The sequence below is a fragment of the Candidatus Pristimantibacillus lignocellulolyticus genome (assembly GCA_023639215.1).
In the GTDB taxonomy this organism is placed as follows: Bacteria; Bacillota; Bacilli; order Paenibacillales; family Paenibacillaceae; genus Pristimantibacillus; species Pristimantibacillus lignocellulolyticus.
Genome location: CP097899.1, coordinates 1,222,238 through 1,246,323 on the forward strand (window position 1 = coordinate 1,222,238; position 24,086 = coordinate 1,246,323).

Below are 24,086 nucleotides of genomic sequence, written 5' to 3' on the forward strand. Positions count from 1 at the left end.
AGATGATAAAAAATTTAAGGAGATATACCACATGATTAGACAAGCGCAACTAGAAGATGCATCACAAGTTGTTTCATTAATTATTTCTGCTATCCATGAACTAACGGTTCCATTTACAGGCGAACATGATGAGAACGCCGCTGCGAAAATTTTAACAGAGTATTACTGTACCCCTGGTAATCGATTTAGCTACGAATTGGTTACCGTTGAAGAAATCGATGGGGAGATTGCGGGAATGATTCTATGCTATTACGGCAAAGATATGACCGCGTTATATTCACCTATTGAGACATTACTACAACAACGTCTACAAAAAGCAGTAACGCTTGAATTAGAAGCCGACACAGATGAATATTACATCGATGCAATAGCCGTTCATCCATCATATCAAGGGCGTGGTATCGCCTCTCGATTAATGCAGCATAGTGAACAAAAAGCTGCAAATGACGGTGTTCATAAGGTCGGATTAAACGTTGATTTTGACAATGCTTCCGCTGAAGATATCTATAAGCGCAAAGGCTATGTGGCAGATAAACAAATTATGCTCCACCATAAACCTTTCTGGCATATGGTGAAGCAAGTATAACTACTTATCTTTGGATTGAAGAATAAACTTGCTTAGATCATCTTGTAATTGAGCGGAGACTTGCTTCAATTCTTTCGCTGAATACTCAATTTGTTCCATAGATGCCAGCTGCTCTTCGGCTGCTGCAGCCATAGTTTCTGCTTCATTAGAATTAAGTTCGGAAATGTGTGCCACTTCAGCAATTGAAGAGGTAACTTCTTGCATTTCAGCTGACATTTCTTCTGATGTGGCAGAAACATCTTGGATTTGACCACTAACAATTCTAATATCTTCTAATATTCGATCAATCGTATTTTTCGAACGATGGACGGATTCTAATCCACTATTTGTCTCCATTTGCATCGACTTCATTGCTTCAACATTTTCATTCACTAAGCCGCGAATTTCACCTAGCAACTGGGATATTGACTTTCCAGATGTCGTTGTTTCTTCCGCTAATTTCCCTACTTCCTGTGCTACTACTGTAAACCCTCGTCCGTACTCACCCGCACGTGCAGCTTCGATATTGGCATTCAATGCTAGTAATTTCGTTTGTGATGCAATATCCATAATAGCATCAATTATTTTACTAATTTGTGCAGAGTGTTCTTCTAGGCGACGAACGACCCCTGCGCTTAGATCCTGTGACTTCTTAATACTGTCCATTTGCTTAACTGTTTCTGTTAGCTGTTGATCACCTAGCAACGCATTTTCACTCGCACGAACGGCTACAAAGGCAACCTCTGTTGCCGCTTCAGCTATCCGATTCACTCCAATAGCCATTTCATTCATCGCTTTCGCTGTCTCACTAGTCGTTCGAGTCTGTCTTACTGTGCCATCTGATACTTGCTGTACTGATTCTGCCACCTGTTTCATCGCTATGGAGCTTTCCTGAGCAATCGCTGCAAGTTGAGTCGAAGAGCCCAATGTTGTTTTAGCTATATTTTGATTATTTTCTAACACGATGCTCATAGCATGTTGCATACGATTGAATGCTTCTCCTACTTCTCTTAGTTCATCCTTCGTATTTAACACAATGTTTTGTGAGAAATCACCTTTTGCCATTGCTTCTGCTCGATCTTTCAAATTTTTGACCGTTTCTATTACACTCCGATAGAAAGCTAAATATATCAACATAATAAATATAAAAATGATGCTCATTATCGATAATGCAATATTACGACTTAATACGTTAGCGTCGATTCTAGATTGTAATTGATCTGTCATGTTATGCCCAAGTAACACATAAGCTTTATTCATTTCTTCAATTACAGCAGCACCTTGGTTATAGTAATCTTCATTACTTATTGTAAAGCTAGCAGCTTCTAATATTTCTTTGTCTAAAAGAGTAATATAATTTTCAGACATCGTATGAACATTTTCTAATTGATCAAGTAAGTTGGTATACTTTCCAGCGTGGTTAGTTTTCAAACGCCCGATCGTGTTCACTAACTCATTACCGGTATCCTCACTAATTGCCTTCTTCAGCTGCAATTGCAAATATGCTTCATCACTTAATTGGCCAGTCATTAATGTAGCATTCCCTTGTCCTCTTATAACACCTGTTGTTTCTATTAGTATAGGAAGCTCGTTAACAAGCAAACGCATCATATAGTATGTGTCAATCTCAGTATCAAGCGTCAAATAAGATTCATCAGATAACAGCTTAATAGCAACTAACACCTCCTTGACCAAAGCCGAATGAATATTATAACTTTCAGCCGCAGAAGATTGGTCAAAAGTACTCTCTAACTTATGCCACTGGCTTAGTATAGATTGATATTGCTTGTAAGATTGCGGATATTTTTCTTTATTAAATCGTTGATCAATACGGCCCGTTAAATCTTCTATTTCCGCCTGCTTTACCTTAATATTTGTAAGGAGCTCAGTATCACCATTTAAGTAATCACTAACCAATCCTCGATGCTGCTGAATTTGTATTGCAAGTGGCCACACTTCTTCAATCTGATTGACACCTACTTGTTCTCCATTCAAGTATTCAATTTCCTCCTGCTGATCAACTGCCCATGTTGTAAATAAGTAAATGATTGGGGCGAGGAATAAAATACTAATAAAAACAAACTTCTGACCATACTTCATTCTAGATATAAGTGAAGTAAATGGTTTCAATAATGTAATTAGCATTGTTGTCTCTCCCTTAACATAGAGAATAATCGTTATACCCTTTCAGAATGTACAGCGCTATCCTTCTAATCTATTAATACAGTAATTTGATTCACCCTTTCGTTAGAATTGCAGCAAAAAAAGAGTAGTCCTTCTGTACACTTCGCTATTGTTGCAAGTGTTAGGTCTACTCTTATATATGTGCTAGCTTGCTAAATTGTCCCCGTCAACTGTCTAATAGACAAAAGAAAGAGAGACTTGCGTCTCTCTCAATCTTTCCATAGTATTCAAATATTAATAAACTATTATAGTTTCTATAATCGAGTTGCCATTATTCAAACTCTGTATAATCAATCTCTAGAAACTGAGAAACTTCCTTCTCCCAGCGTTCACTTACAAATGCAACATGAAGTGGATGTTCATTATATGCTGTATAAGCTTGCTTGTCCTCGAACAACATACTGAAACCAAATTGATAGTCATTTTTCGGACTAACTTGATTAAACACTTTAAACTGTTGAACGGTAGGGATAGAACTTAGAATTGAACGTCCATCATCCAAAAAAGCTCGCTCTTCACTTGAACCTGCCACATGTTTAAGAGTAAAAATAACGGAATGAATAATCCGATGATCTGCCATTAGCGTGCTCTCCCTTAATACTTTATATGTAATACAATAAGTTTACTACAGCTTTATAATTTTCTCTTCTATTAATATAATAAAAATCCGATATATTTAGGACATATCGGATTTTCTGTGAACATATTATTGTATCCCTTGTTCTTTCTCCCATTTCGAAACTTCTTCTCGAACGATTGGAGCAACTTCCTTACCAAATAGCTCAATACCATGCATCACTTGATCATGTGGCATCGTACCTAATGGCATATGAATCATAAAACGGGTAATCCCTACATGTTTACGTAAGTTGATAATCTTCTGCGCAACATATTGTGAATCACCAACATATAACGCACCTTCAATACTACGAGCATGATCAAATGTTTGCTTCGTATAGGGACTCCATCCTCTTTCACGGCCCAAAATGTTCATAACAGCTTGGGCTGGTGGGAAGAATTGCTCAGCAGCAAGTTCCGTCGTATCCGCGATAAAGCCATGTGAATGTGAGGCAATTGGCAGCTTACTAATATCATGACCTGCTTTAGTAGCTGCCCTCTTATACAATTCAACAAGTGGAGCGAAGTGATATGGACTTCCACCGATGATTGCTAATACCAATGGTAAACCAAGATAACCAGCCCTAACAACTGATTGTTGATTACCGCCACTACCTATCCATACTGGAAGTGGATCTTGTACAGGGCGTGGGTAAATCCCTTTAGCGTTGATAGATGAACGATGTTTACCTTTCCAGCTAACTATTTCTGACTTTGTAAGATGTAGTAATAGATCTAACTTCTCATCAAATAGTTCATCATAATCCTCTAGGTCATAGCCGAATAGTGGAAATGATTCAATAAACGAGCCTCTGCCTGCCATAATTTCAGCACGACCATTAGATATAGCATCAACAGTAGCAAATTGTTGATATACTCGAACAGGATCATCTGAAGATAATACAGTTACCGCACTTGTCAGCCGAATATTTTTTGTTCTTGCTGCTCCTGCAGCAAGAATTGTAGCAGGCGAAGAAGCTGCATAATCTTGACGATGGTGCTCACCTACACCATATACATCTAGTCCAACTTGATCTGCTAAGACGATTTCTTCCACAACTTGACGAATACGCTCTGCATGAGTAATAACCTCCCCCGTCTTCGGATCGGGATTACATTCCACAAACGTCGATATACCTAATTCCATCTATATCATTCCTCTCAACTTTTTGTTAACTTCCTGAATTACTTCTTGCAAACAAAAAGTACTTCGAAAGCATAAGCCACTTTTTGTTAACTTCTTGAGTTACTTCTTGCAAACAAAAAGTACTTCGAAAGCATAAGCAACTTTTTGTTAACTTCCTGAATTACTTCTTGCACAAAAAGTACTTCGAAAGCTACTCAAGACGAATTACAACACTTATTTATATTGTGCATATAACGCCAACGAATTGCAAGTAACTATATTTTTTATTGTTAATAGTCAACAAAAAAGCTACAAAGTAACGTCGTTAAGTGTACGTTCAAAAAGCAGATTTTTGAACATACGCTTATCTACATTAGCTACTTCATAGCCTCTACATTCATAATGGATTTATTTCACTTTTACTGTCTTGTTCGCAACAATCGTTATCGCAAAAGCTACTAGTAAGGAGACAAGCATAGCAATAGCAAAGCCCCATGGATTATCAGATAAGAATGGAGCCGCAAAGGATGGAACGTAGGCTGTACCACGAATGGCGAGCAATCCAACTAAACCTCCACCAATACCAGAAGCAATAATCGCACCTGCAAATACGACTTTATTAGAGAACATAAACGGATACGCTGCTTCAACGAATGTACCAAACCCCATATTAATTAAGAATCCAGGTGTTGCAACCGTAGCCTCTCCTTTATCACGCGGACTAATAATATTAGCTAATGTAATACCAGCAGAAACCATAACTAGACCAACCATATCTACAGCTCCAAGGAAACTATTACCAGTTGTTTCCATCTCAAGCAATACAATCGGTAATATTGCTGCGTGATATACACCAGCTAGTATAGCTGGCCAGATTAACAACCCTGCTAATATACCCGCTAATATCGGATTGAATTCAATAGCTACATTAATAATAATTTTTACCCATTCTCCAAGTTGCAATGCAATCGGAGATACGAGGAAATACATAAGTAAACCTGCTACAAGACCTGAGACACCACCAGCTACAATGTTTACTGTAGTCATCGGGAAGCGCCACTGAACGCATTTGGTAAACAGCCATTGCACCAAAATACCAGCTAGAATACCACCAATCATACCACCGATAATACCGCCTTTAGTGGACAGAATACCCGCGATAACACCCGCTACAATTGAAACTTCATCTAGCTCAGACACTTGTTTCGCTGCAATAACAGCAATCAATACAGGCAAGGCGCCAATAATAACATTAAACACATCACTTAAAACAGATAGAGCAGGAATTTTACTTAGGGCAAGTATAATAGCCATCGCAATAAATCCTGGTAAGGATGCTTGCATTATTCCTTTGAAGTTAATTCTTTTCCACACACTTATAGATGAACCTTGACCGTTATTTCCTTGATGACCTAGAACAGGCATATATTTAATATTCCATTGTTTACTTAGTGAAGTTAAGAAAGAAACTGCTCTTGTACGGTTTGTTGTACCTGTCGTACCGGATGTAGCGATGACATTAGCTCCTTTGGAACTGATAAGTGCCATAGACGTTCCACCTGTACCTACAATCGGCAGTTTGAATTCGGCTGCGGCTGTAATGGCTGCATTATTTGTTCCCTCGGGATCACCACTCATAATAATGATGCCATCTACTGCTTTATTGCGAATAAGCTTTGCAATTGCTTGGTCTGCATCTTTCGCTTGGTCATTAATAGTAGATAGATTATTTTGTTGACCTTTTACAAATGTCTGCTCAGAAGTATTCCAGCTATACAATGACGCTAATGTCTTTCCTTTAGCTACATCCATTGATTCTTGAGCAGCAATAAATTGAACTGCAGCAATCTCAACTCCAGCGCTTTGACATTGCACTAAAATTTCACCTAATAATTTCTCGGGGTCACGACCACCTAGATTGAACAAATTTCCACCACTGCTACCTAATATAGCAACCTTCATCAAGTACACTCCCTAACTCGTAAATGCTACACACCACTTTAGTATAGTAATGTATTAACTTATTATAAGAATGAAATGTGAAGAGATCAACCCAAAAATTAATATTTATTAATAATTTAATGAATATTAATTTATTTGACAGTAATATATTAAGTATTTACACATTATTAACATAATTTTTATCCAATAAATATGCGTGTTGTTGAATTTCATCTATAAAATGTGAAAGTGTATTCGTAATATAGGAATCTTTACGCCACACAAAAATCGTTGTAATATCACAATACGGCTCTGGCAATTGATGCTCCTCTACAACTTCCGTAGCAACAAGATCGGTAACGCTAGATTGAGGGATAATCGTCACTCCAATACCTGCAGCGACACTTCCAATAATTGTCCCGAACGTTCCAAACTCCATAATTTTACGTGGAATAATTCCTTCGACCTTCATCCAACTTTCCAATCGTCCACGATAGCCACAACCTTTGTGATAAAGTAGAAATGGAGTTGTTGTCAGTTGATCCATTGTGAAACTGTCTCGCTTAGATACTAGAACTAGTTTTTCTTGAATAACTGCTAGCTGTTCTACACTCGGATGACGAATCGGACCAGTTACGAAAGCCCCATCCAACTTCATATCAATTACATCTTGAATAAGTTGATCTGTAACGCCTGCAATTAACGATAATTCTACATTAGGATAATGGTCATTAAATGATGATAGAATGTGTGGGAGCGCGATAACCGTCTCTACAATTCCAATCTTTAACATACCTGAAGCTCCATCTTGATCTTGAAAACTCCGTTTCATCTCTTCGACTTTCGCCGTTATCTCTTTCGCATATTCTAATAAACGTTTCCCTTCCGAGTTAATAATCATCCCTCGTTTGTGACGACTGAATAGTGGTGTATGCAATTCTTTCTCTAATACTTTAATCCGAGCTGTCACATTGGATTGTACATAACTCAATTGCTCTGCCGCTTTACTTACACTGCCACATTCAACTACTTTTTGAAAAATTATTAAGTCATTAAGTTCCACGTCGCTCCCCCGTTCCACATTGATTAGCTAAATTACCAATCATATAAGTATCATTATAAATGATGGAAGTATTTACTTTCAATCATTTTACATAGTGCATTAATTCTTCTATAGTAAAAAATAGATAAGAGTTCAAACCTCTATAGAAAAAATATTGGATATTATTAGGATGGAGAGTTACCACAATGGTTAGAAAAAATGTAGTGATCGGAGCATTACTATGTCTTATCGCTAGTGTTTCTTGGGGTGCAATGTTTCCCGTTGCGCATTTGGCATTACAGCATATAGATCCGTTCTACTTTTCATTCATTAGATATTTCTTAGTCAGCATATTATTAACGATCATTCTGCTCGCTAAAGAAGGTCGTAAAGCTTTCAAACTTGAGGGACGCGGACTTGCACTAACATTTTTCGGATCCATGGCGTTCGTCATCTACAATATGTGTGTGTTCCTAGGGCAACAGATGATGGGTGAGGCAGGAACGGTTATTGCTTCTATTATGGAAGTACTTATGCCAATCATTACAATCGTCTTAGTTTGGCTAGGTACACGTAAAAGACCAACAGCAACAACAGCTCGTAATATTGTCATTGCCTTTATTGGAGCGATGCTCGTCATTACTAGAGGTGATTTGTCATTCTTCTTTATGAACAGTAATCAACTGTTGCCGTTATTATTAATCTTTATCGGTGTTACTGGTTGGGTTGTTTATTCATTGGGTGGTTCTCGCTTTAAGGGCTGGTCAATTCTTAGATACTCTACATTAACTTGCTTACTTGGTAATGGTGTAGCCTTTCTAGTTGTCGCAACAGGAACTGCTACAGGTATGTTAGAAGTACCTACATTAGAAACATTATCAAATGTAAAATTTGAAATGGCATTCATGGTACTATTACCTGGACTTGTTGCCTTGTTAAGTTGGAATAAAGGATTACAACTTTTATCTTCCACTCACGGCGTACTATTTATTAATTTTGTTCCGATCACGACTTTTGTAATCATTGCAATTCAAGGTTACAGTATTAGTACTTTTGAAATTGTCGGTACTGTACTTATCATAGCTGCTTTAGTTCACAATACGTTGCATGAACATACATCCATTAAAATTATTCCCAGACCAATGCGAAAGTTTGCAAGATTTTCTCGTTTCCAATTATTCAAAGCCGTTCGCATGCTTACCTCAAAAATGTAATATACTTATAAATAAGGGTCCTCTCTGTTGGTAATCATAACCGCCAACAGAGAGGACCCTTTCGTTCTACCTCCGAGCAATAGACTAATTCATTAGATCGTCCATTGACCATGAATGACAGCTACAAGGAAGTATTGACCAGCAGTCTTCTCGAAAACTAACCGTAAACTATTCCAATTCATCCCTTCATACTCCGCCGTTCCTTCAATATAATATTCAACTGATGTGTATTGTTCAGTAGCATATATTTCTTTCCAGTTTTGTATCATGGAACCTAGACCATTCGTCGTATTAACACCGATAACAGCTTCTGTAGCATACGCACGGTCATTAATGAACTCATCATAATATTGTGCGAAAGTTAGCTCCATCGGCTCTCCAGAACCATCATACTCTCTTGCAGTTACGATATCATCAGCGTTCATTGCAGTTGCAAATTGTGCTTGGGTTAATTCAAAGTCAACGTCTTCACGAATATATGGGTATGGTGAAAATCTAACTGGTACATCATCCGCTACATATGGAGCGATATCTGCTAACTGACCTTGTGCGAATTTCTCGACAATAAGTTGAGCTAATTGTTCCGGTTGCAGTTGCTCAGGTTCAATATCATTAGGGATAGGCTCATTAGTTGGTTTAGGGGTAGTTTGCTCTACCACTGGAGGTTCAGTGGTATTATGATCAATATTTTCTGTAACGATTGGAGGGGTTTGAATGTGACTTTCTTGCTTTTGACAACCTGTTACTGTTAATATGACAACCGCTATAATTAACAATAGCCATTTTCTCATCTGATCCAACTCCTTTATTTGAGTTAATCATTTGACGAAATATGGCTACCAATTGTTTCAATATATTATTTTATTTCAAGAAGTTTATACGTAATCGTTCCAACTGGTGCTTCAACTTTAATCGTATCGTTGACCTTTTTACCGATAATTGTTTTTCCAAGCGGACTTTCGTATGAAATTTTGAAGTTTGCAACATCTGCTTCTGACTGACCTACAATCGTATATTCAACATTTTCATCATATTCTTCATCATACAATACAACTGTGGAACCAACTGTTACATTTGATTTACTTTCCGCTTTAACTATTCTTGCTACGCGAAGCATCGCTTCGATTTGTTTAATACGTGTTTCCATAAATGCTTGATCGTCTTTGGCAGCATGGTACTCACCATTTTCTTTCAAGTCACCATAGCTAATCGCTTGCTTCAAACGTTCTGCTATTTCGCGACGCTTAGTTCCTTTTAACTCTTCTAGTTCTGCTGTTAATTGATCATGTCCATCTTGTGTTAAAACTACTTCCTCATTTGCCATTTCGTACACTCCTTTATGCTTCTATATCCTATTGTACCTTATAATGTGCCTTGAGAACGAATATTACGCAAAATAATGAAATAAAATATTATGTTATCTAATGTAATGAATTATATATAAAAAAACACTGTGGCCAATAGCTACAGTGTTTTCATTGTTATAGGTTTTGTAATGATTATTATATTAATGACTTACTAGCCACCAAATATATTTCTTAAGTTATTTCCGATATTATTAACGTAAGAAGATACTAATTCATTAATTAAGAAATATAAAAATAACCCTTGTACTGCAAACATAATGCCTGTTGAATACATAGGATCAATAACATGCTTTTCACCTAGCTTATAATTTTGCACAATAGAAGCACCACTTGCAAATACAACAATTACTACAATAGCTAGTAGCAACATCGCTAACTTCGATAGGCCAACAATTGTGAATAAAAAGATTAATGGCATACACGCCGCAGGTATTGCCATATAAGCAAACCATTGTGACATAACATCAACAAAGTTAGTCGATAATTTATTTAGTTTATTCAACCCAAACGCGACACATCCACCAATGGATAAGCAGATAGCAGAAAGTATAACTGGAAATAAAAATGATGATATGAATGATACTGACATACCAAATATATTATCTAGTATGCTATTCATGTAAAGCCAAGTCGTTAACCCAAACAATACAGCAAATGCTATAATGTTAATAGCTCCGAATAGTATATGGTTTTTATCTTTTGAAAAAGCTTCAACATGTGGTCTTTTTAATATCGCTAACACATACTTAAAATAATCTGTTACTGGTGCTAATTGATCTTTTGCAGGAGCTGGTGCAACAGCATACGGTTGTTGATAACCTTGTTGTGGTGGATAATTCCCCTGCGGTGCTTGCGCATATTGTTGAGGAGGCACTTGTTGATAGCCTTGTGGCGGTACTTGTGTAAACCCTTGTTGGGGTGGTACCTGCTGGTGTCCTTGTTGTTGTGGGACTTGTTGATAGCTTTGTTGCTGCTGCGGTACTTGTGTTTGTCTATGTACTTCCTGTTGATATACTGGCTGCTGTTGTTGGGCTGCTGCCGCTACTTCTTGATTCTGTGCAGGTTGTTCTATAACTATTTTTGTTCCGCAATTATGACAATGAGCCGCACCTTCTAAATTAGTAGTTCCACAACTTATACAATTCAATTAGATCACCCTCACTTTATTCATTTGATCCACCTCTCCGATGAACATCAACTTGATCAAGTATTATTTTACAGATATTTACTACAATATCAACCATTTGTTTTACATTTATCATTTTAGGAGTGTGACTATGAAAAGACTGATTATACGTTTTGTACTATCTATAATTATGATCGTCATAATTGTTATTGGTGGATTTGTTGGATATGTCTCGCTTACTGACTATAAACCTGATGCTGTTGAACCTCTATTAATTCGTCATCCTGTATCTGAAACAATTAATGTTACAAAACCATTTACAATTACTACGTTCAATATTGGGTATGCCGGATTAGATGCTAAGCAAGACTTTTTCATGGATGGAGGAAAAAAGTCTCGATCAAGTAGCTTAGACCAGACGATAAGTAATATGGAAGCAATTACTGCGACAATGAATCAATTGAATTCAGATATCTTTCTTTTACAAGAAGTGGATATTGATTCCACTAGATCGTATCGATTGAATGAAGTCGACATGATAATTAAGCAATTACCCAATTATAGTAGCGTATTTGCGTATAATTATAAATCACCTTGGGTGCCTATCCCTATTACTAAACCAATGGGCAAGGCAGAAAGTGGACTTCTATCTCTTAGCAAATTCAATATTAGTAATCAAACTAGATATGATCTTCCCGGTAAAGAAAGCTGGCCTGTACAATTATTCGAGCTAGACCGAGCATTTGTAGAAATGAGATTTCCAGTCAGCAATGAGCAAGAGTTAATATTGTTAAACCTTCATCTATCCGCATTCGATAAAGGTGGTACGATACGTCAACAACAATTACAATTTTTAAGCCAATATATAGAAGAACAGATGACCGAGGGTCATTATCTTATTATTGGTGGGGATTGGAATCATGTATTACCAGGAACGGATTCTACTAAATTCCCTACAAAGCAATCATGGCCAGAATGGCTTCAACAATTTCCGGAAGATTTCAAACCGGATGGCTTCCAATGGGCAGTTAACGCCGACATTCCAACGGTACGCACGCTTGACGTTGCTTATACAGCAGGGGAGAATTTCTTAGCTGTCATTGATGGATTCTTAGTATCGCCTAATGTTGAAATCGTTAATGTTGCTACAGAGAACTTGCAATTTGCAAATAGTGATCATCATCCAGTAACCGCTACATTCAAGCTAAAAACCAAATAACGCACTCAAGTAAAAACACCTCCGAAGATTAGATATGTCTAACCTTCGGAGGTGTTCTGTAATTATTAGTTTAACGTTTCAAATGAATTGTTACCGCGCTCTTCGCCTCTACTGCTATAACGATTGATTCTGCACCAGGCAATGCAATTGACGCATTATAGTTCAGTTCACTATCATTAAATAATACAACGGCAATAGAGTTATCCGTATTTTTTGCGGACACTGCACGAAGATGTTCATTCGTAGATTGTGTGTCCAAACGAACCGCTTTAGGACGAATACATTTACTGAAATGAGCTAATGCATAATAATCCAACGTATAAGTAAGCTCTTTTGTTTGCTGATTGACTTGCACGATACCACGACAAGTACTAGTACCAAAACCAGGTACAAATGGCCCATTATTTTCATCTAATGCCATATTCCACAGCACAAGGCTTTTACTATAATTACGAATGATCTCAATACCAGTTCGCATGACATTAGAGAATGCTGGTTCAAAAGCTGGAATCCAATCCCCGCCAGATCCCTCAGTAAAGTGTACCTCTTTCAACGGGAACTTATGAAATACATCAGACTGAGCACTTGGTGGACCACCATACCAATGCCATGCGACACCGTCTACTGCATCATCTGCTGTTTCCAGCACATGAAGCGGATAGTTCGGCTCATCCCAGTTGTGGTCATAACATAGTATTTTAGTAGAAATACCGTGTTTCACGAAAGCAGGTTTCAAATAATCTTTAATAAATTCACTTTGAACTTCTGGTAACATAATCATACCCGGATAATGCCCAGGAGAATAAAGTGCTTCATTTTGTGGAGTTACTGCATACATTGGTAGTCCATGCTTGGCATAGGCTTGTATATACTTCACAAAATAGTTAGCGTAAGTTGCATAATATTCTTTTTTCAACTCCCCGCCTATCATCGAACCACTAGTCTTCATCCAAGCAGGTGGACTCCAAGGTGATGCCATTAATTTAATCTCAGGATTTAATAGCATTGCTTCCTTAACTAAGGGAACAACATCTTGCTCATCATGTGCAATCGTGAACTGAGATAATGCTACATCTGTCTCCCCTTCTGGAAGATCATTATAGCTATAGAAGTCTCTTGCATAATCCGATGCTCCCATCGGATTACGCACTACAGACAAACCTATCCCTTCAACAGGATCAAACAACTTTTTCATTGCTTGTTCACGTTGTTCTGGTTCTAATACTTGATTCATTAGATAAGCAGAAGAGTCTGTGAAAGAAGCACCGAAACCATCTAATTCCTGAAAGGTCATCTGCTCATTAATTGAAATCGTCACTTCTTTGGCATCTGAAGTAAAAGGAGCTAATTGTTCAATATTCTTTTCAATAAACAATTGTTCTGCCCCATTGGAATGATAAATTGTGATGTTTTTCATGATGGTTTCCTCCAACTCATCTTCTCTATAATATTACTTGTTATTAAAGACCTAATTTCTCTTTGTTTACAAGCATTTTTTCGTTATAAACTTTAACAACAGATTCCCAATTATTATCTTTCAAGAAAGTTTCGTATTGTTGAAGGGTATTATTGAAAGCTGCATCAGTTTTCGAACGAATTAAGCTTACAAGCGTTGTATTCCATTGTGTATTAATAGCACTTAAAGATCTAGCTTCAGGAGTACCTTGGTCAGGTGTAAGATTTTCAATTACAAAGTGCGGCACCAATTTCCCCTTACCCCACTCTCTCAATTGTTTCACTGATTCAGGTGCTGAATCTTCACTTAATGATTTATGTTTATCATGACCGAAGAACATAAATTCTCCGAAACGGTATTCCTTCTTAAACTGATCTGCATTATTTAATTGCATTTCTTTCACATCAGGCGTGAATTCTACTTTACCATCTGCTGTTTTTGTATAAGTTTCGCCTTCAATACCATAGTTCATCAGCATTTGACCTTCTTCACTTAACAAGTAAGTGAATAATTGAATAGATTTAGCTGGTTCTGGATTAGAGTTAGTAATAAAGTTAACCATCCAACCTGTAACTCCAGATTGATTTAGTGTAGGACTATTTCCTACTGTACTTTGTGGACCATCAATAGCGATATACTCTTTACCAGGGTTAGCACTATTGAAAATTTGTAAGTTACCACCTTGTTGTGGTGTACCATCAAGTAACATTGTTGCATATTTACCTGACTTCACTTTTTCTTCAAAAGATGTACCATCATCTGCAAAGCTATCATCACTAATTAGTCCTTTTTGATAAGCTTTGTTTAATGTAGCTAACCAAGTGATATAATCACTATCTAAGTTACGATCATAGAACTGTCCGTTTTCATCAGTAAGAGGAACCCCGATAAAGTCTTGGAATACATCACCTAATGAACTTGTACCTGTACCAATGGAATTAAAACCAAATGGAAGTAGTGCTGGGAATTCAGTTTTAATTTGAGCTAATACATTTTGGAACTCTTCTGGAGTGCCCATGCTCGGTTGTCCTAGTGCTTCATATACATCTTTACGAATAATGAATGCTGTTTTCGCAGGAATTTCTCCGCTTTCATAATCTTCTTTTGTATTGGAATAGTTAGAATAACCGTATGTTTTTCCGTCTTCAAGTTTGAACCAATTCAAAGTATCTTCAGCAGCTACCTTAAAGAAGTATGGGTCATATTGTTCTGCCAAATCATTCAATGGCATTGCCCATGAGTTTGCTTTTTGTACAAGTGCTGTCTTTGCATCAAGCACAGTAATTATGTCTGGCATATCATCACCAGCGAAGAATGTGTTTAATTTAGTGTCGTCACCTGTAAGGAATTTAATATCAATATTTAGATCTTCTTTAATTTTTTTCGTTACAACATCATTACCATAGTCTGTGTTCCACCAATCAGCATTGACATACCATGTTAATGTTGTCATTTCTTCTTTCTTATCTAACTTCCAAGCTGGAGTGTTTTCATCTAATTCATATCGATCTGCAATGGAAATCTTCTCATTATCGTTTGAAGAACCTTTACCACAAGCCGACAATACCAGTGCGAAAATCATTACTACAGAAAATAACATAAAACTCTTTTTCGATTTACTTCCGTTTCCATAAAACATAGTTAGCCTCCTCATAATAAAAACGTTTTAATTTTCACCAATAGCTAAATACAAGAAATCGTTAATCTTAGTTTTGTGTTATTCTTTCACCGCCCCAACCATCATTCCAGAAATAAAGTAGCGCTGTAATAATGGATACATAATAACAATTGGTAATGTTGTAATTACAATCGTTGCCAATTGAACCCCTTTAGTTGCAGTTTCTATAACGACTGAACCACCAACGTTTTGCATCGATTGCGTTTGAGCTTGTACAATAATCTCATATAGCTTCATCTGCAAAGGATATAAGTATTCATTGGTAACATATATCTTAGTCGTCATAAAGTCATTCCATTGCCCAACACCATTGAACAATGCTATTGTAGCCATTGCTGGCATGGAAAGCGGAATAAATATTTTCAAGAAAATTTTCCAATGGCCTGCACCGTCGATTTTTGCTGATTCTTCTAATGCAAGTGGAACATTTCTGAAAAAGTTCATTAAGATAATAACATCATAGAAACTCAATAGCGCAGGAATTATATACACCCAAAAGCTATTTAACATTCCCAGATCCTTAATTAACAAGTAAGTAGGAATCATACCGCCAGAGAAGAACATCGTAACTACACCCATACCAACGTAAAACTTACGACCACGAATGTTGTTTTTACTTAGTCCATAAGCAACCATTGCGCAGAATAGTACATGCGTAATTACACCAATAACTGTTTTCGCTACGGAGATAAAGAACGATTGCCAAATCATATCATCTCGAAAAACTGCACGATAATTTTCTAATGAAAATTCAGGGGACCAGAAAATAAATCCGCCCTCTGATAATGCTCGACTCGAGCTAAAAGAAGAAACAATAACATTCCACAACGGAACTATAATAAGAATCGTAAATATAATTAGAAGTGCCATGTTGGCATATTCAAATAACCGGCTATTCCAATCTTTTTTTAATGTTTTCGAATTCATGTATATTACCTCCGATGCTAAAGTTACAATACAGATTGATTATCATTTAATTTCTTAGAAATCGTATTAGCAGTAACAAGTAAAATTACTGACACAATGGAGACACCTAATCCAACAGCAGTTGCATAAGAGAAATCACCTTGGGCTAGTCCCATTCGATATACATAAGAATTAATAACTTCTGCACTTTCACGGTTTTGTGAATTCATTAGCACTAATGTTTGATCAAGATTGGAATTTAGCAAACCGCTTACAGTAAGAATTAGATTCAAACTGATCATTAACTTCATATTTGGGATCGTAATATACCAAATTTGTTTTAGACGACCAGCACCATCAATTTTAGCTGCTTCATAGAAAGTCGGATCAATTTTAGCCATAACAGCTAAATAAAGAATCGTTCCCCAACCAGCTTCTTTCCAAATATCAGATAATGTAGCAATCCACCAATACTTATTAGGATCAAGCAATATATTTCTCGGCTCATCAATGATACCTAAACTAAGAAGCACTTCATTAAACAAACCTGATGTCGCGAACCAATTGATTAACATACCACCTAATACAATCCATGATAAGAAATGGGGTAGATAAGAAACGGTTTGGACGAATTTCTTTAATCTACTTGAACTTACTTCATAGATCATTATGGATAATATAATTGGAATAATAAATCCAATTCCTAATTTCAAGAAGCTTATTCCAAGCGTATTCACTACCGAATCCCAGAAAAAGGAATCTGATAAAATTAGCTTGAAGTTTTCAAACCCAACCCAAGGTGCTGTATCAAGTTTATCGATCACCGTATATCTCTTAAATGCAATACTTAGACCATAAATAGGGATATAACAAAAAATAAACATAAAGATTATCCCCGGTAAAATCATCGATTGAATTTCCCATTGTCTAGCAAAATCAATGAAAAATTGCTTGAATCGCTTGGCAAGTGGCTCGCGCGCTTTCTTAATACTTTGTGTCTCAACCATCAAATAGCCTCCTTAAATAACAATGCAATAAAAACGTTTTTATTTTTAGCGAAACGTGGCTACGTTTTAGTAAAATATGTTGGGTAATTCACCACGAAAACGTTAATATTTAATATGACTTGATTTTCGAACGACAATCTCACCAGGTAGACATTCAATCTTTCCTTGTTCTTTCTCTTGGATCAGGTTAATTAGATGATCGATAACGAGAATCGCCTGTTTCTTAATCTGATTACGTACCGTTGTAAGCGGTGGATTGAAATATTGTGCAATATCAATATCATCGAATCCCATAACAGTAATATCTTCGGGAACATCGTAACCATCTGATTTTAAGCCACGGATACAGCCAATTGCACTTAAATCATTACCAGCTAGAAATGCATCTGGCACTTTATGTGCATGTGCTTTCAAGAAAAATTTCACCGCATTGTAAGAACTTTCTTCTTCGAAATAACCTTGTAAAATGTAATCCTCATCAATTGGAATATTATATTCCATTAATGCAGCTAGATAGCCCTTTTTACGTTGCACACTATCAAACATTCCATCTACTCCGGAAATAAAAGCTATTTTCTTATGACCGAGATTGATTAAAAACTTAGTTGCTTCGTATCCAGCTTCAAACGAATCAAAAATAATACTTCCCATTGTTTCATTTTGGAACTTTCGGTCTAAAAATACAGCTTTAATCTTGTGCTTTTCCATCGTAATAATCTCTTTTGTGTCAATCCGTTCCTCTTCAAAAACAATGACGCCATCCACACGACTACCAAGAATATTACTCATAATGATTTGTTTATCCTTCGTTACAAAAACATTTAACCCATACCCTCGCTTTTCACACTCTCTAGACATCGTATCTACTAAGATGTAAAAGTAAGGCCCTGAAACGCTCGTTGTAAAAAATCCTAACATTTTTGTTTTACCGGATTTTAGTAACTTACCGTTCAGATTAGGTACATAGTTTAATCGCTTTGCCACACTAAGGACATGTTTCTTCGTGTCAGGAGTTAATACATTAACATCATTTAGTGCATTAGAGACAGTAGATATCGATACACCTGCTTCTCTTGCAACATCTTTAATCGTAACTTTGCTCATATATTTTCTTCCTTTACAAATAAAAACGTTTTTATAATTAGAAATTACCATGAAAACGATGTCATGACAAGTCTTATTTTCGTTAAATTCATATTCGCATCAATATAGACCAAAATAGAATACAATGATAGCTATATACCGCAAAAAAAATACCTTCTGCAAGCAGAAGGTATTTTTCAACAATTATTTTAAGTTATATTATGCTTTGTTAGAAGAACCGAATTCACGGATTTTTCCAATAACAGTAGCTTTGATTGCATCACGGCCAGGAACCAAGAATTTACGAGGATCGTAAGCTTCTGCATCATTGTTAAGTACTTCACGAACTTTTTTAGTAAATTCGATTTGGTTCTCAGTGTTCACGTTGATTTTGGAAGTACCAAGAGAGATAGATTTTTTAATATGCTCAGTTGGAATACCAGTACCACCATGAAGAACTAGAGGAAGGTTGATTTTAGTGCAAATCTCTTCCATTTCTTTGAATCCAAGGTTTGGTTCGCCTTTGTAAGGACCATGAACAGAACCTAGAGCAGGAGCTAGGCAATCAATACCTGTAAGTTTAACAAGCTCGAAGCACTCTTGAGGATCAGCATAAATAACGCCTTCAGCGATAACGTCATCTTCTTGTCCGCCAACAGTACCAAGCTCAGCTTCTACAGAAACACCTTTGCTATGTGCGTACTCAACAACTTTTTTAGTTGTTTCAACATTCTCTTCAAATGGATGATGAGAAGCATCAATCATTACTGAAGTGAAACCAGCATCGATTGCTTCTTTACATTTGTCAAAGCTAGAACCGTGGTCCAAGTGAATAGCAACTGGAACAGTGATTTTCATTTCATCGATAAGAGAAGAAACGATTGCAGTTACAACTTTGAAACCACCAAAGTGACGAGCAGCGCCTTCAGATACACCCAAAATTACTGGTGATTTTTCTTCTTGAGCAGCAGCCAAAATAGCTTGAGTCCACTCTAGGTTATTGATGTTGAATTGACCAACAGCATAACCTTCTTTAAGTGCTTTGTTCAACATATCTTTCATTGATTCTAATGCCATTATAAATCCTCCTTAATGATGACTAGTTAATCTAGAACGATCTCATTAACTATACCTATTTATCATATCCATTTTGGGCTAGAATTACAAATGGTAATAGTCGAATAATTGCAACATTATGCGATGTAAACGCATTCTTTTTCACTACTTTCAAAAAAATATAGCTAATTGCATAATATTTATTAAAAATTCATTTTTTCTTTATACTTTTATGTAAGATAATGAACGACACAATACCATTCCAGATCAGTACGTTATTTAATATTCTACTCAAGTTTTATATACTCATTGATTCGCCCTTATAATTAATAAATGCGAATGAAGAATCAATAGATACTTTACGTTCCATAATATTAACGATACCTACCGCACTTTGCTGAGGGGAAAGTGGTGCCGATGTTCCCCCCATATCTGTACGCATCCATCCGGGATGGATACTCCAAACATGCGTATCATGTGTGTGCAACCATCTTTTTAACTGTTCAGTAAATAAATTCAGTGCACATTTGGAGAGTGAGTAAGGATAATCTCCTGCATAAGCATTCGTAATACTACCTGCTTCGGATGAAATATTAATGATAGAGCTCTCTTTCTGAGCTAATAGTTGTAATAAATGCTTAACGATACGCATCGGCCCAAATAAATTAACATTAAAACTATTAATTACATTATCCATATCCAAATCAACAATCGAAGTTTCACGACCAACTAATATCGCTGCACTGTTTACTATGCTGTGCAACACTACATCACTACGTTTCAATTGCAAAGCTGTTCTAGCTATGTCATCTTCCTTAGTTACATCACATAATAGTATCGTTATTCGACTCGCATCCATGCCTTGTTGCGTGATTAAAGTCGTTAGCTGACTTTTTGCTTCTTCATTACGTAATGCAGCATAAATATGATGTCCACGCTTTTGTGCCTCCACTAAAATTTCATAGCCAAGTCCTCGATTAGCACCCGTTATAAAAATATTCATTACTCCTTACCCCTTCCTGACATTTATCTTTGTCGATTTCTATTTGTCGTTTTCCAGTAATTCAATAAGTACCTTCAGTTCTTTGAATGTATCCATATATGCATATCGACCACCTGTATACTCACCTTTTTGTTGTAACGTAAATCCTTGCTCATTCAAAAACTTAATCTTTTCTTTCATCCCTTCAATTACAAACGCAATATGATGCGGACCTTCACCATGCTCATTCAAATAATTACGCCATGTGCTTTCATGATGGTCTGGCTCAATAAGCTCCAGCTGCAAAGAACCCATATCAAAAAATGCTAACTTTGCTCGAGCTTCACTAGGCTGTCCCATAAATTCAGTTTGTGCAACTTCTGCAACATCAGTCACTACAATCGGTGGTATATCTATGCCGAAAAAAGATGCATAAGCTTGACTAACCTTTTCAATATCTTCAACCAGTATCCCAATTTGAGTAATTACTTTTGTATTTAATAGATTTTCCATTTTTATTCCTCCATTTTTTTCAATTCATAGCATTTCATTAAACGCGCGTTTATTTTAGAAAATAGCTAGTTCATGTTTGAACTAGCTATTAAAAACTTAATACAGATTTATTAGATAGCCTTATTCCTTCCGCATACACGAATCACGGATAATTAATGAACTATCTACACTAACCTGCCTAATATCATCTGAAGGTTTTTCAATCTTAGTAATTAAGACACTCATTAAATCTTTGAATAGACGTTTGAAATCTACTTTAACCGTTGTTAATGGGGGAGAATGCTTCTCGCTTAAAATATGATCATCGAACCCAATAACCGAAATATCGGAAGGGACTTGTAGACCTTGTTCACGAATGGCACGAACAGCGCCAAATGCTATACTATCATTGGCGGCGACAAATGCTGTTGGCAATGGCTCATTGCTTTCTAAAAATTGTTTCATTGAGCTATATCCAGCTTCTTCTGTAAAATCTGCAGGTATAATCCAGCTTGGATTAATCGGTAAAGCACTTAACTCCATAGCCTGAACGAAACCCTCGTATTTGCGCTCCCCTGATAGTCTTCTTATATTACCATTAATAACACCAATTTCACGATGTCCAAGACCTATTAGATATGCAATGGCTTGTTTCATTCCAGATTCATTATTAAAATTAGCGACTATCCGGTTTCCAGTCGTTTGATCTGGATGTTCTTGATCGAATACTCCAATAATAAAACCTTCATGAATCAATTCTTCAACAAAAGGTTCATAATGTTCTGTACCGATGAATATACCTCCATCAATTCTTCGCTGGTAAAATATTTCTTTCACATTATTTGTAATATCTACATCTGTCGTGTCTCGAATTATGTATGTCAGTACATAGTAGTCATAATCTGATGCATTTTCAATGACACTTACAATCATCATATTTGTAAGTACATCTACAGAAACTTCTCCTGAACTGACCATAAATAGACCAATTGTACGAGATTTTTTCCCTGCTAACATCTGTGCTGACACATTGGGAAAGTAATTGAGTTCTTTAATTGCTTTCATCACTTTCTCTTTCGTTTCAACAGGGACATTCGGATAATTGTTGATAACTCTACTCACTGTACTGCGTGATACTCCTGCAAGTCGTGCAACCTCTATACTGTTAATTTCACTTTTTTTCACATAGCTAACCTACCTTTTAATAAACACGCGTTTATGTAATCATCATATCTCGCGACCTCCGCCACTGTCAACTTCTACTAACTTTTTACTAACTATTTCCAATATTAATATCACTCATTTACATAAACGCGTGTTCATGATAATCTATCATTATCTGCAACTGTATAGTATAAGGAGGCAATCTTATGCGTTTGGGTGGCCAAGTATTTATCGAACAAGAGACTCCAGAAGCTTGGGGAAAAGCATTATCAGAAGCTCGTTTTCGTGCAACGACTTGTCCTTTTGATGGGAATGATATGAATGTTGCAGCGCATTATCTTGCCATTGCTAAGCAATATGATATTGTTATCGCTGAAGTTGGAGCATGGAGTAATCCCATTAGTCCTAATGAAGTAACAGCCAAAACCGCCGTCGATCATTGCATACAGAGATTGAATCTAGCTAATGAAATAGGTGCTGGAGTATGTGTGAATATAGCAGGATCACGGGGTGAGCAGTGGGATGGTCCACATGTGGATAACTTAACAAGTGACACATTCGCTCTTATTGTGGATACCGTTCGAACGATTATTGATGCAGTACAACCTACTCGAACATTTTATGCTCTAGAAATGATGCCTTGGATTTTTCCTAATAGCGTAGAAAGTTATGTGCAATTAGTAAATGCTATTGATCGCAAAGCTTTTGCTGTCCACTTTGATCCCGTCAATATTATTAATACACCGCATACCTACTACAATAATGACTTACTTATTATTGATTTCATTAAAAATCTGGGTCCATATATTAAAAATGTACATGCCAAAGACATCTTTCTACATCCAAAGCTAACGTTGCATTTTGATGAAGTCGTTCCAGGACAAGGACAACTCAATTACACCGTACTACTCCAACAATTAAACTTGTTGCAAAGAGATATTCCGATTATTATCGAGCACTTATCAACTAATGATCAATATAATGCTGCAGCAAACTATATTAGATCTATTGCAGACCAACAAAATATCATTATTTAATGGAAATATTATAGTAACTCCCCTTGTCATAACCAGTATTAATCTCCTATAATATAAAAGTTATATCAACTAGATTATATACATAAAAGGAGATTTTACATGATTGAACAAAGAAATATCGCTGTATGTATTATATTATCGCTCATTACATGTGGTATATATGGAATTTATTGGTTTATAGTAATGACTAATGATATTGGTAAATTAAGTGGTGATCCAGACTTCACAGGAGGAAAACACTTCCTATTATCAATAGTAACTTGTGGTATTTGGTCTATCGTGTGGGGTTACCAAGTCGGTAAACATATTTATGAAGCGCAACGTCAGCGTGGTTTCCACAGTTCTGACAATTCAACGCTATACCTTGTTCTTTGTATCTTTGGTTTTGGAATTGTAACTTACGCACTAGCACAAAATGATGTTAATAAATTATTATAAGTTTCAATCCTTTGCTCGAAAGAATCCTAAATTATTTTGGGGTTCTTTCTTTGCAATTGGATTAGTAGCTTACATTAAAATATGGTTACCACTCACAAATCTCGGAATTCCTTGTCCCTTTCACACTTTAACAGGGTTGTATTGTCCAGGTTGCGGCATTACAAGAGCCGCTACAGAGTTATTACAACTCAATGTGCAGACGTCATTCCACTACAACAGGTTGATCTATGTCTTAATCCCTTTGTACGGTTTTTATTGGCTCTCGCAGCGTTACAACAAGAAGATTGCCGCAAATGTAATTATGGTGTTCATGACTATATTGACGATTGCCTTCGGAATTTTACGTAATATCCCTTACTTCTCATGGCTCGCACCAAATTAAAAA

At 36.5% G+C, this 24,086-nt stretch carries 23 protein-coding genes; 6 read left to right on the forward strand and 17 right to left on the reverse strand.

What is annotated here, in order from left to right; all coding sequences use genetic code 11:
- Window positions 1–31 precede the first annotated feature (31 nt).
- Window positions 32–586 carry a GNAT family N-acetyltransferase gene (locus tag NAG76_05005; protein URN95604.1) on the forward strand — a complete coding sequence of 185 codons (555 nt, stop codon included), beginning with the start codon at window positions 32–34 and terminating at the stop codon, window positions 584–586.
- On the opposite strand, the gene NAG76_05010 is transcribed toward NAG76_05005, so the two are convergent.
- The 5 genes from NAG76_05010 to NAG76_05030 all read right to left on the reverse strand — a co-directional run bounded on the left by NAG76_05010 (window position 587) and on the right by NAG76_05030 (window position 7,497).
- Window positions 587–2,710 (reverse strand): methyl-accepting chemotaxis protein, encoded by a 2,124-nt coding sequence (locus NAG76_05010; GenBank protein ID URN95605.1) that lies wholly within the window; start codon window positions 2,708–2,710, stop codon window positions 587–589.
- 310 nt (window positions 2,711–3,020) lie between these two features.
- On the reverse strand, window positions 3,021–3,329 hold the full coding sequence (locus NAG76_05015) for a Dabb family protein (protein URN95606.1): 309 nt from the start codon (window positions 3,327–3,329) through the stop codon (window positions 3,021–3,023).
- A gap of 126 nt (window positions 3,330–3,455) precedes the next feature.
- A complete protein-coding gene (locus NAG76_05020) occupies window positions 3,456–4,514 on the reverse strand; it encodes an LLM class flavin-dependent oxidoreductase (protein ID URN95607.1) in 1,059 nt (352 codons plus the stop codon).
- Between the two features lie 387 nt (window positions 4,515–4,901).
- A complete protein-coding gene (locus NAG76_05025) occupies window positions 4,902–6,455 on the reverse strand; it encodes a PTS sugar transporter (protein ID URN95608.1) in 1,554 nt (517 codons plus the stop codon).
- A 157-nt stretch (window positions 6,456–6,612) separates the two neighbouring features.
- A complete protein-coding gene (locus NAG76_05030; protein URN95609.1) occupies window positions 6,613–7,497 on the reverse strand; it encodes a LysR family transcriptional regulator in 885 nt (294 codons plus the stop codon).
- 185 nt (window positions 7,498–7,682) lie between these two features.
- Here NAG76_05030 and NAG76_05035 point away from each other — a divergent pair, with 185 nt between their 5' ends.
- The gene (locus tag NAG76_05035) at window positions 7,683–8,690 is read left to right on the forward strand and encodes a DMT family transporter (GenBank protein ID URN95610.1); all 1,008 of its coding nucleotides are present in this window, start codon (window positions 7,683–7,685) and stop codon (window positions 8,688–8,690) included.
- Between the two features lie 92 nt (window positions 8,691–8,782).
- Here NAG76_05035 and NAG76_05040 read toward each other — a convergent pair whose 3' ends face one another.
- The 3 genes from NAG76_05040 to NAG76_05050 form a co-directional block, all read right to left on the reverse strand.
- On the reverse strand, window positions 8,783–9,481 hold the full coding sequence (locus NAG76_05040) for a hypothetical protein (protein ID URN95611.1): 699 nt from the start codon (window positions 9,479–9,481) through the stop codon (window positions 8,783–8,785).
- 65 nt (window positions 9,482–9,546) lie between these two features.
- Window positions 9,547–10,014 (reverse strand): transcription elongation factor GreA, encoded by a 468-nt coding sequence (gene greA, locus NAG76_05045; GenBank protein ID URN95612.1) that lies wholly within the window; start codon window positions 10,012–10,014, stop codon window positions 9,547–9,549.
- Window positions 10,015–10,208: 194 nt separating this feature from the next.
- Window positions 10,209–11,204 carry a hypothetical protein gene (locus NAG76_05050; GenBank protein ID URN95613.1) on the reverse strand — a complete coding sequence of 332 codons (996 nt, stop codon included), beginning with the start codon at window positions 11,202–11,204 and terminating at the stop codon, window positions 10,209–10,211.
- A 130-nt stretch (window positions 11,205–11,334) separates the two neighbouring features.
- On the opposite strand from NAG76_05050, the gene NAG76_05055 reads away from it, so the two are divergent.
- Window positions 11,335–12,402 carry an endonuclease/exonuclease/phosphatase family protein gene (locus tag NAG76_05055; protein URN95614.1) on the forward strand — a complete coding sequence of 356 codons (1,068 nt, stop codon included), beginning with the start codon at window positions 11,335–11,337 and terminating at the stop codon, window positions 12,400–12,402.
- A 70-nt stretch (window positions 12,403–12,472) separates the two neighbouring features.
- Here NAG76_05055 and NAG76_05060 read toward each other — a convergent pair whose 3' ends face one another.
- The 9 genes from NAG76_05060 to NAG76_05100 form a co-directional block, all read right to left on the reverse strand.
- Window positions 12,473–13,819, reverse strand: a complete 1,347-nt coding sequence (locus NAG76_05060; GenBank protein ID URN95615.1) for a glycosyl hydrolase — start codon at window positions 13,817–13,819, stop codon at window positions 12,473–12,475.
- A 43-nt stretch (window positions 13,820–13,862) separates the two neighbouring features.
- Window positions 13,863–15,497, reverse strand: coding sequence for a sugar ABC transporter substrate-binding protein (locus NAG76_05065; GenBank protein ID URN95616.1), 1,635 nt, complete (start codon window positions 15,495–15,497; stop codon window positions 13,863–13,865).
- Window positions 15,498–15,575: 78 nt separating this feature from the next.
- Window positions 15,576–16,463 carry a carbohydrate ABC transporter permease gene (locus NAG76_05070; protein URN95617.1) on the reverse strand — a complete coding sequence of 296 codons (888 nt, stop codon included), beginning with the start codon at window positions 16,461–16,463 and terminating at the stop codon, window positions 15,576–15,578.
- Window positions 16,464–16,486: 23 nt separating this feature from the next.
- Entirely contained in the window at window positions 16,487–17,449 is a 963-nt protein-coding gene (locus NAG76_05075) for an ABC transporter permease subunit (protein ID URN95618.1), read from the reverse strand.
- A 102-nt stretch (window positions 17,450–17,551) separates the two neighbouring features.
- On the reverse strand, window positions 17,552–18,553 hold the full coding sequence (locus NAG76_05080; protein URN95619.1) for a LacI family transcriptional regulator: 1,002 nt from the start codon (window positions 18,551–18,553) through the stop codon (window positions 17,552–17,554).
- Window positions 18,554–18,751: 198 nt separating this feature from the next.
- Window positions 18,752–19,609: a fructose-bisphosphate aldolase gene (locus NAG76_05085; GenBank protein URN95620.1), complete on the reverse strand. Its 858-nt coding sequence runs from the start codon at window positions 19,607–19,609 to the stop codon at window positions 18,752–18,754.
- Between the two features lie 277 nt (window positions 19,610–19,886).
- Window positions 19,887–20,591, reverse strand: coding sequence for an SDR family NAD(P)-dependent oxidoreductase (locus NAG76_05090; GenBank protein URN95621.1), 705 nt, complete (start codon window positions 20,589–20,591; stop codon window positions 19,887–19,889).
- A 39-nt stretch (window positions 20,592–20,630) separates the two neighbouring features.
- On the reverse strand, window positions 20,631–21,083 hold the full coding sequence (locus tag NAG76_05095; protein ID URN95622.1) for a VOC family protein: 453 nt from the start codon (window positions 21,081–21,083) through the stop codon (window positions 20,631–20,633).
- Window positions 21,084–21,203: 120 nt separating this feature from the next.
- A complete protein-coding gene (locus NAG76_05100) occupies window positions 21,204–22,247 on the reverse strand; it encodes a LacI family transcriptional regulator (GenBank protein ID URN95623.1) in 1,044 nt (347 codons plus the stop codon).
- A 185-nt stretch (window positions 22,248–22,432) separates the two neighbouring features.
- Between NAG76_05100 and NAG76_05105 the strand changes: the two genes are divergently transcribed.
- From NAG76_05105 to NAG76_05115, 3 genes are all read left to right on the forward strand, one after another.
- Window positions 22,433–23,263: a sugar phosphate isomerase/epimerase gene (locus tag NAG76_05105; protein ID URN95624.1), complete on the forward strand. Its 831-nt coding sequence runs from the start codon at window positions 22,433–22,435 to the stop codon at window positions 23,261–23,263.
- Window positions 23,264–23,362: 99 nt separating this feature from the next.
- Window positions 23,363–23,701: a DUF4234 domain-containing protein gene (locus NAG76_05110; GenBank protein ID URN95625.1), complete on the forward strand. Its 339-nt coding sequence runs from the start codon at window positions 23,363–23,365 to the stop codon at window positions 23,699–23,701.
- Complete coding sequence (locus NAG76_05115) at window positions 23,682–24,083, forward strand: DUF2752 domain-containing protein (protein URN95626.1); 402 nt, start codon at window positions 23,682–23,684, stop codon at window positions 24,081–24,083. Before NAG76_05110 ends, NAG76_05115 begins: the two co-directional genes overlap by 20 nt.
- The last annotated feature ends 3 nt before the right edge of the window (window positions 24,084–24,086 follow it).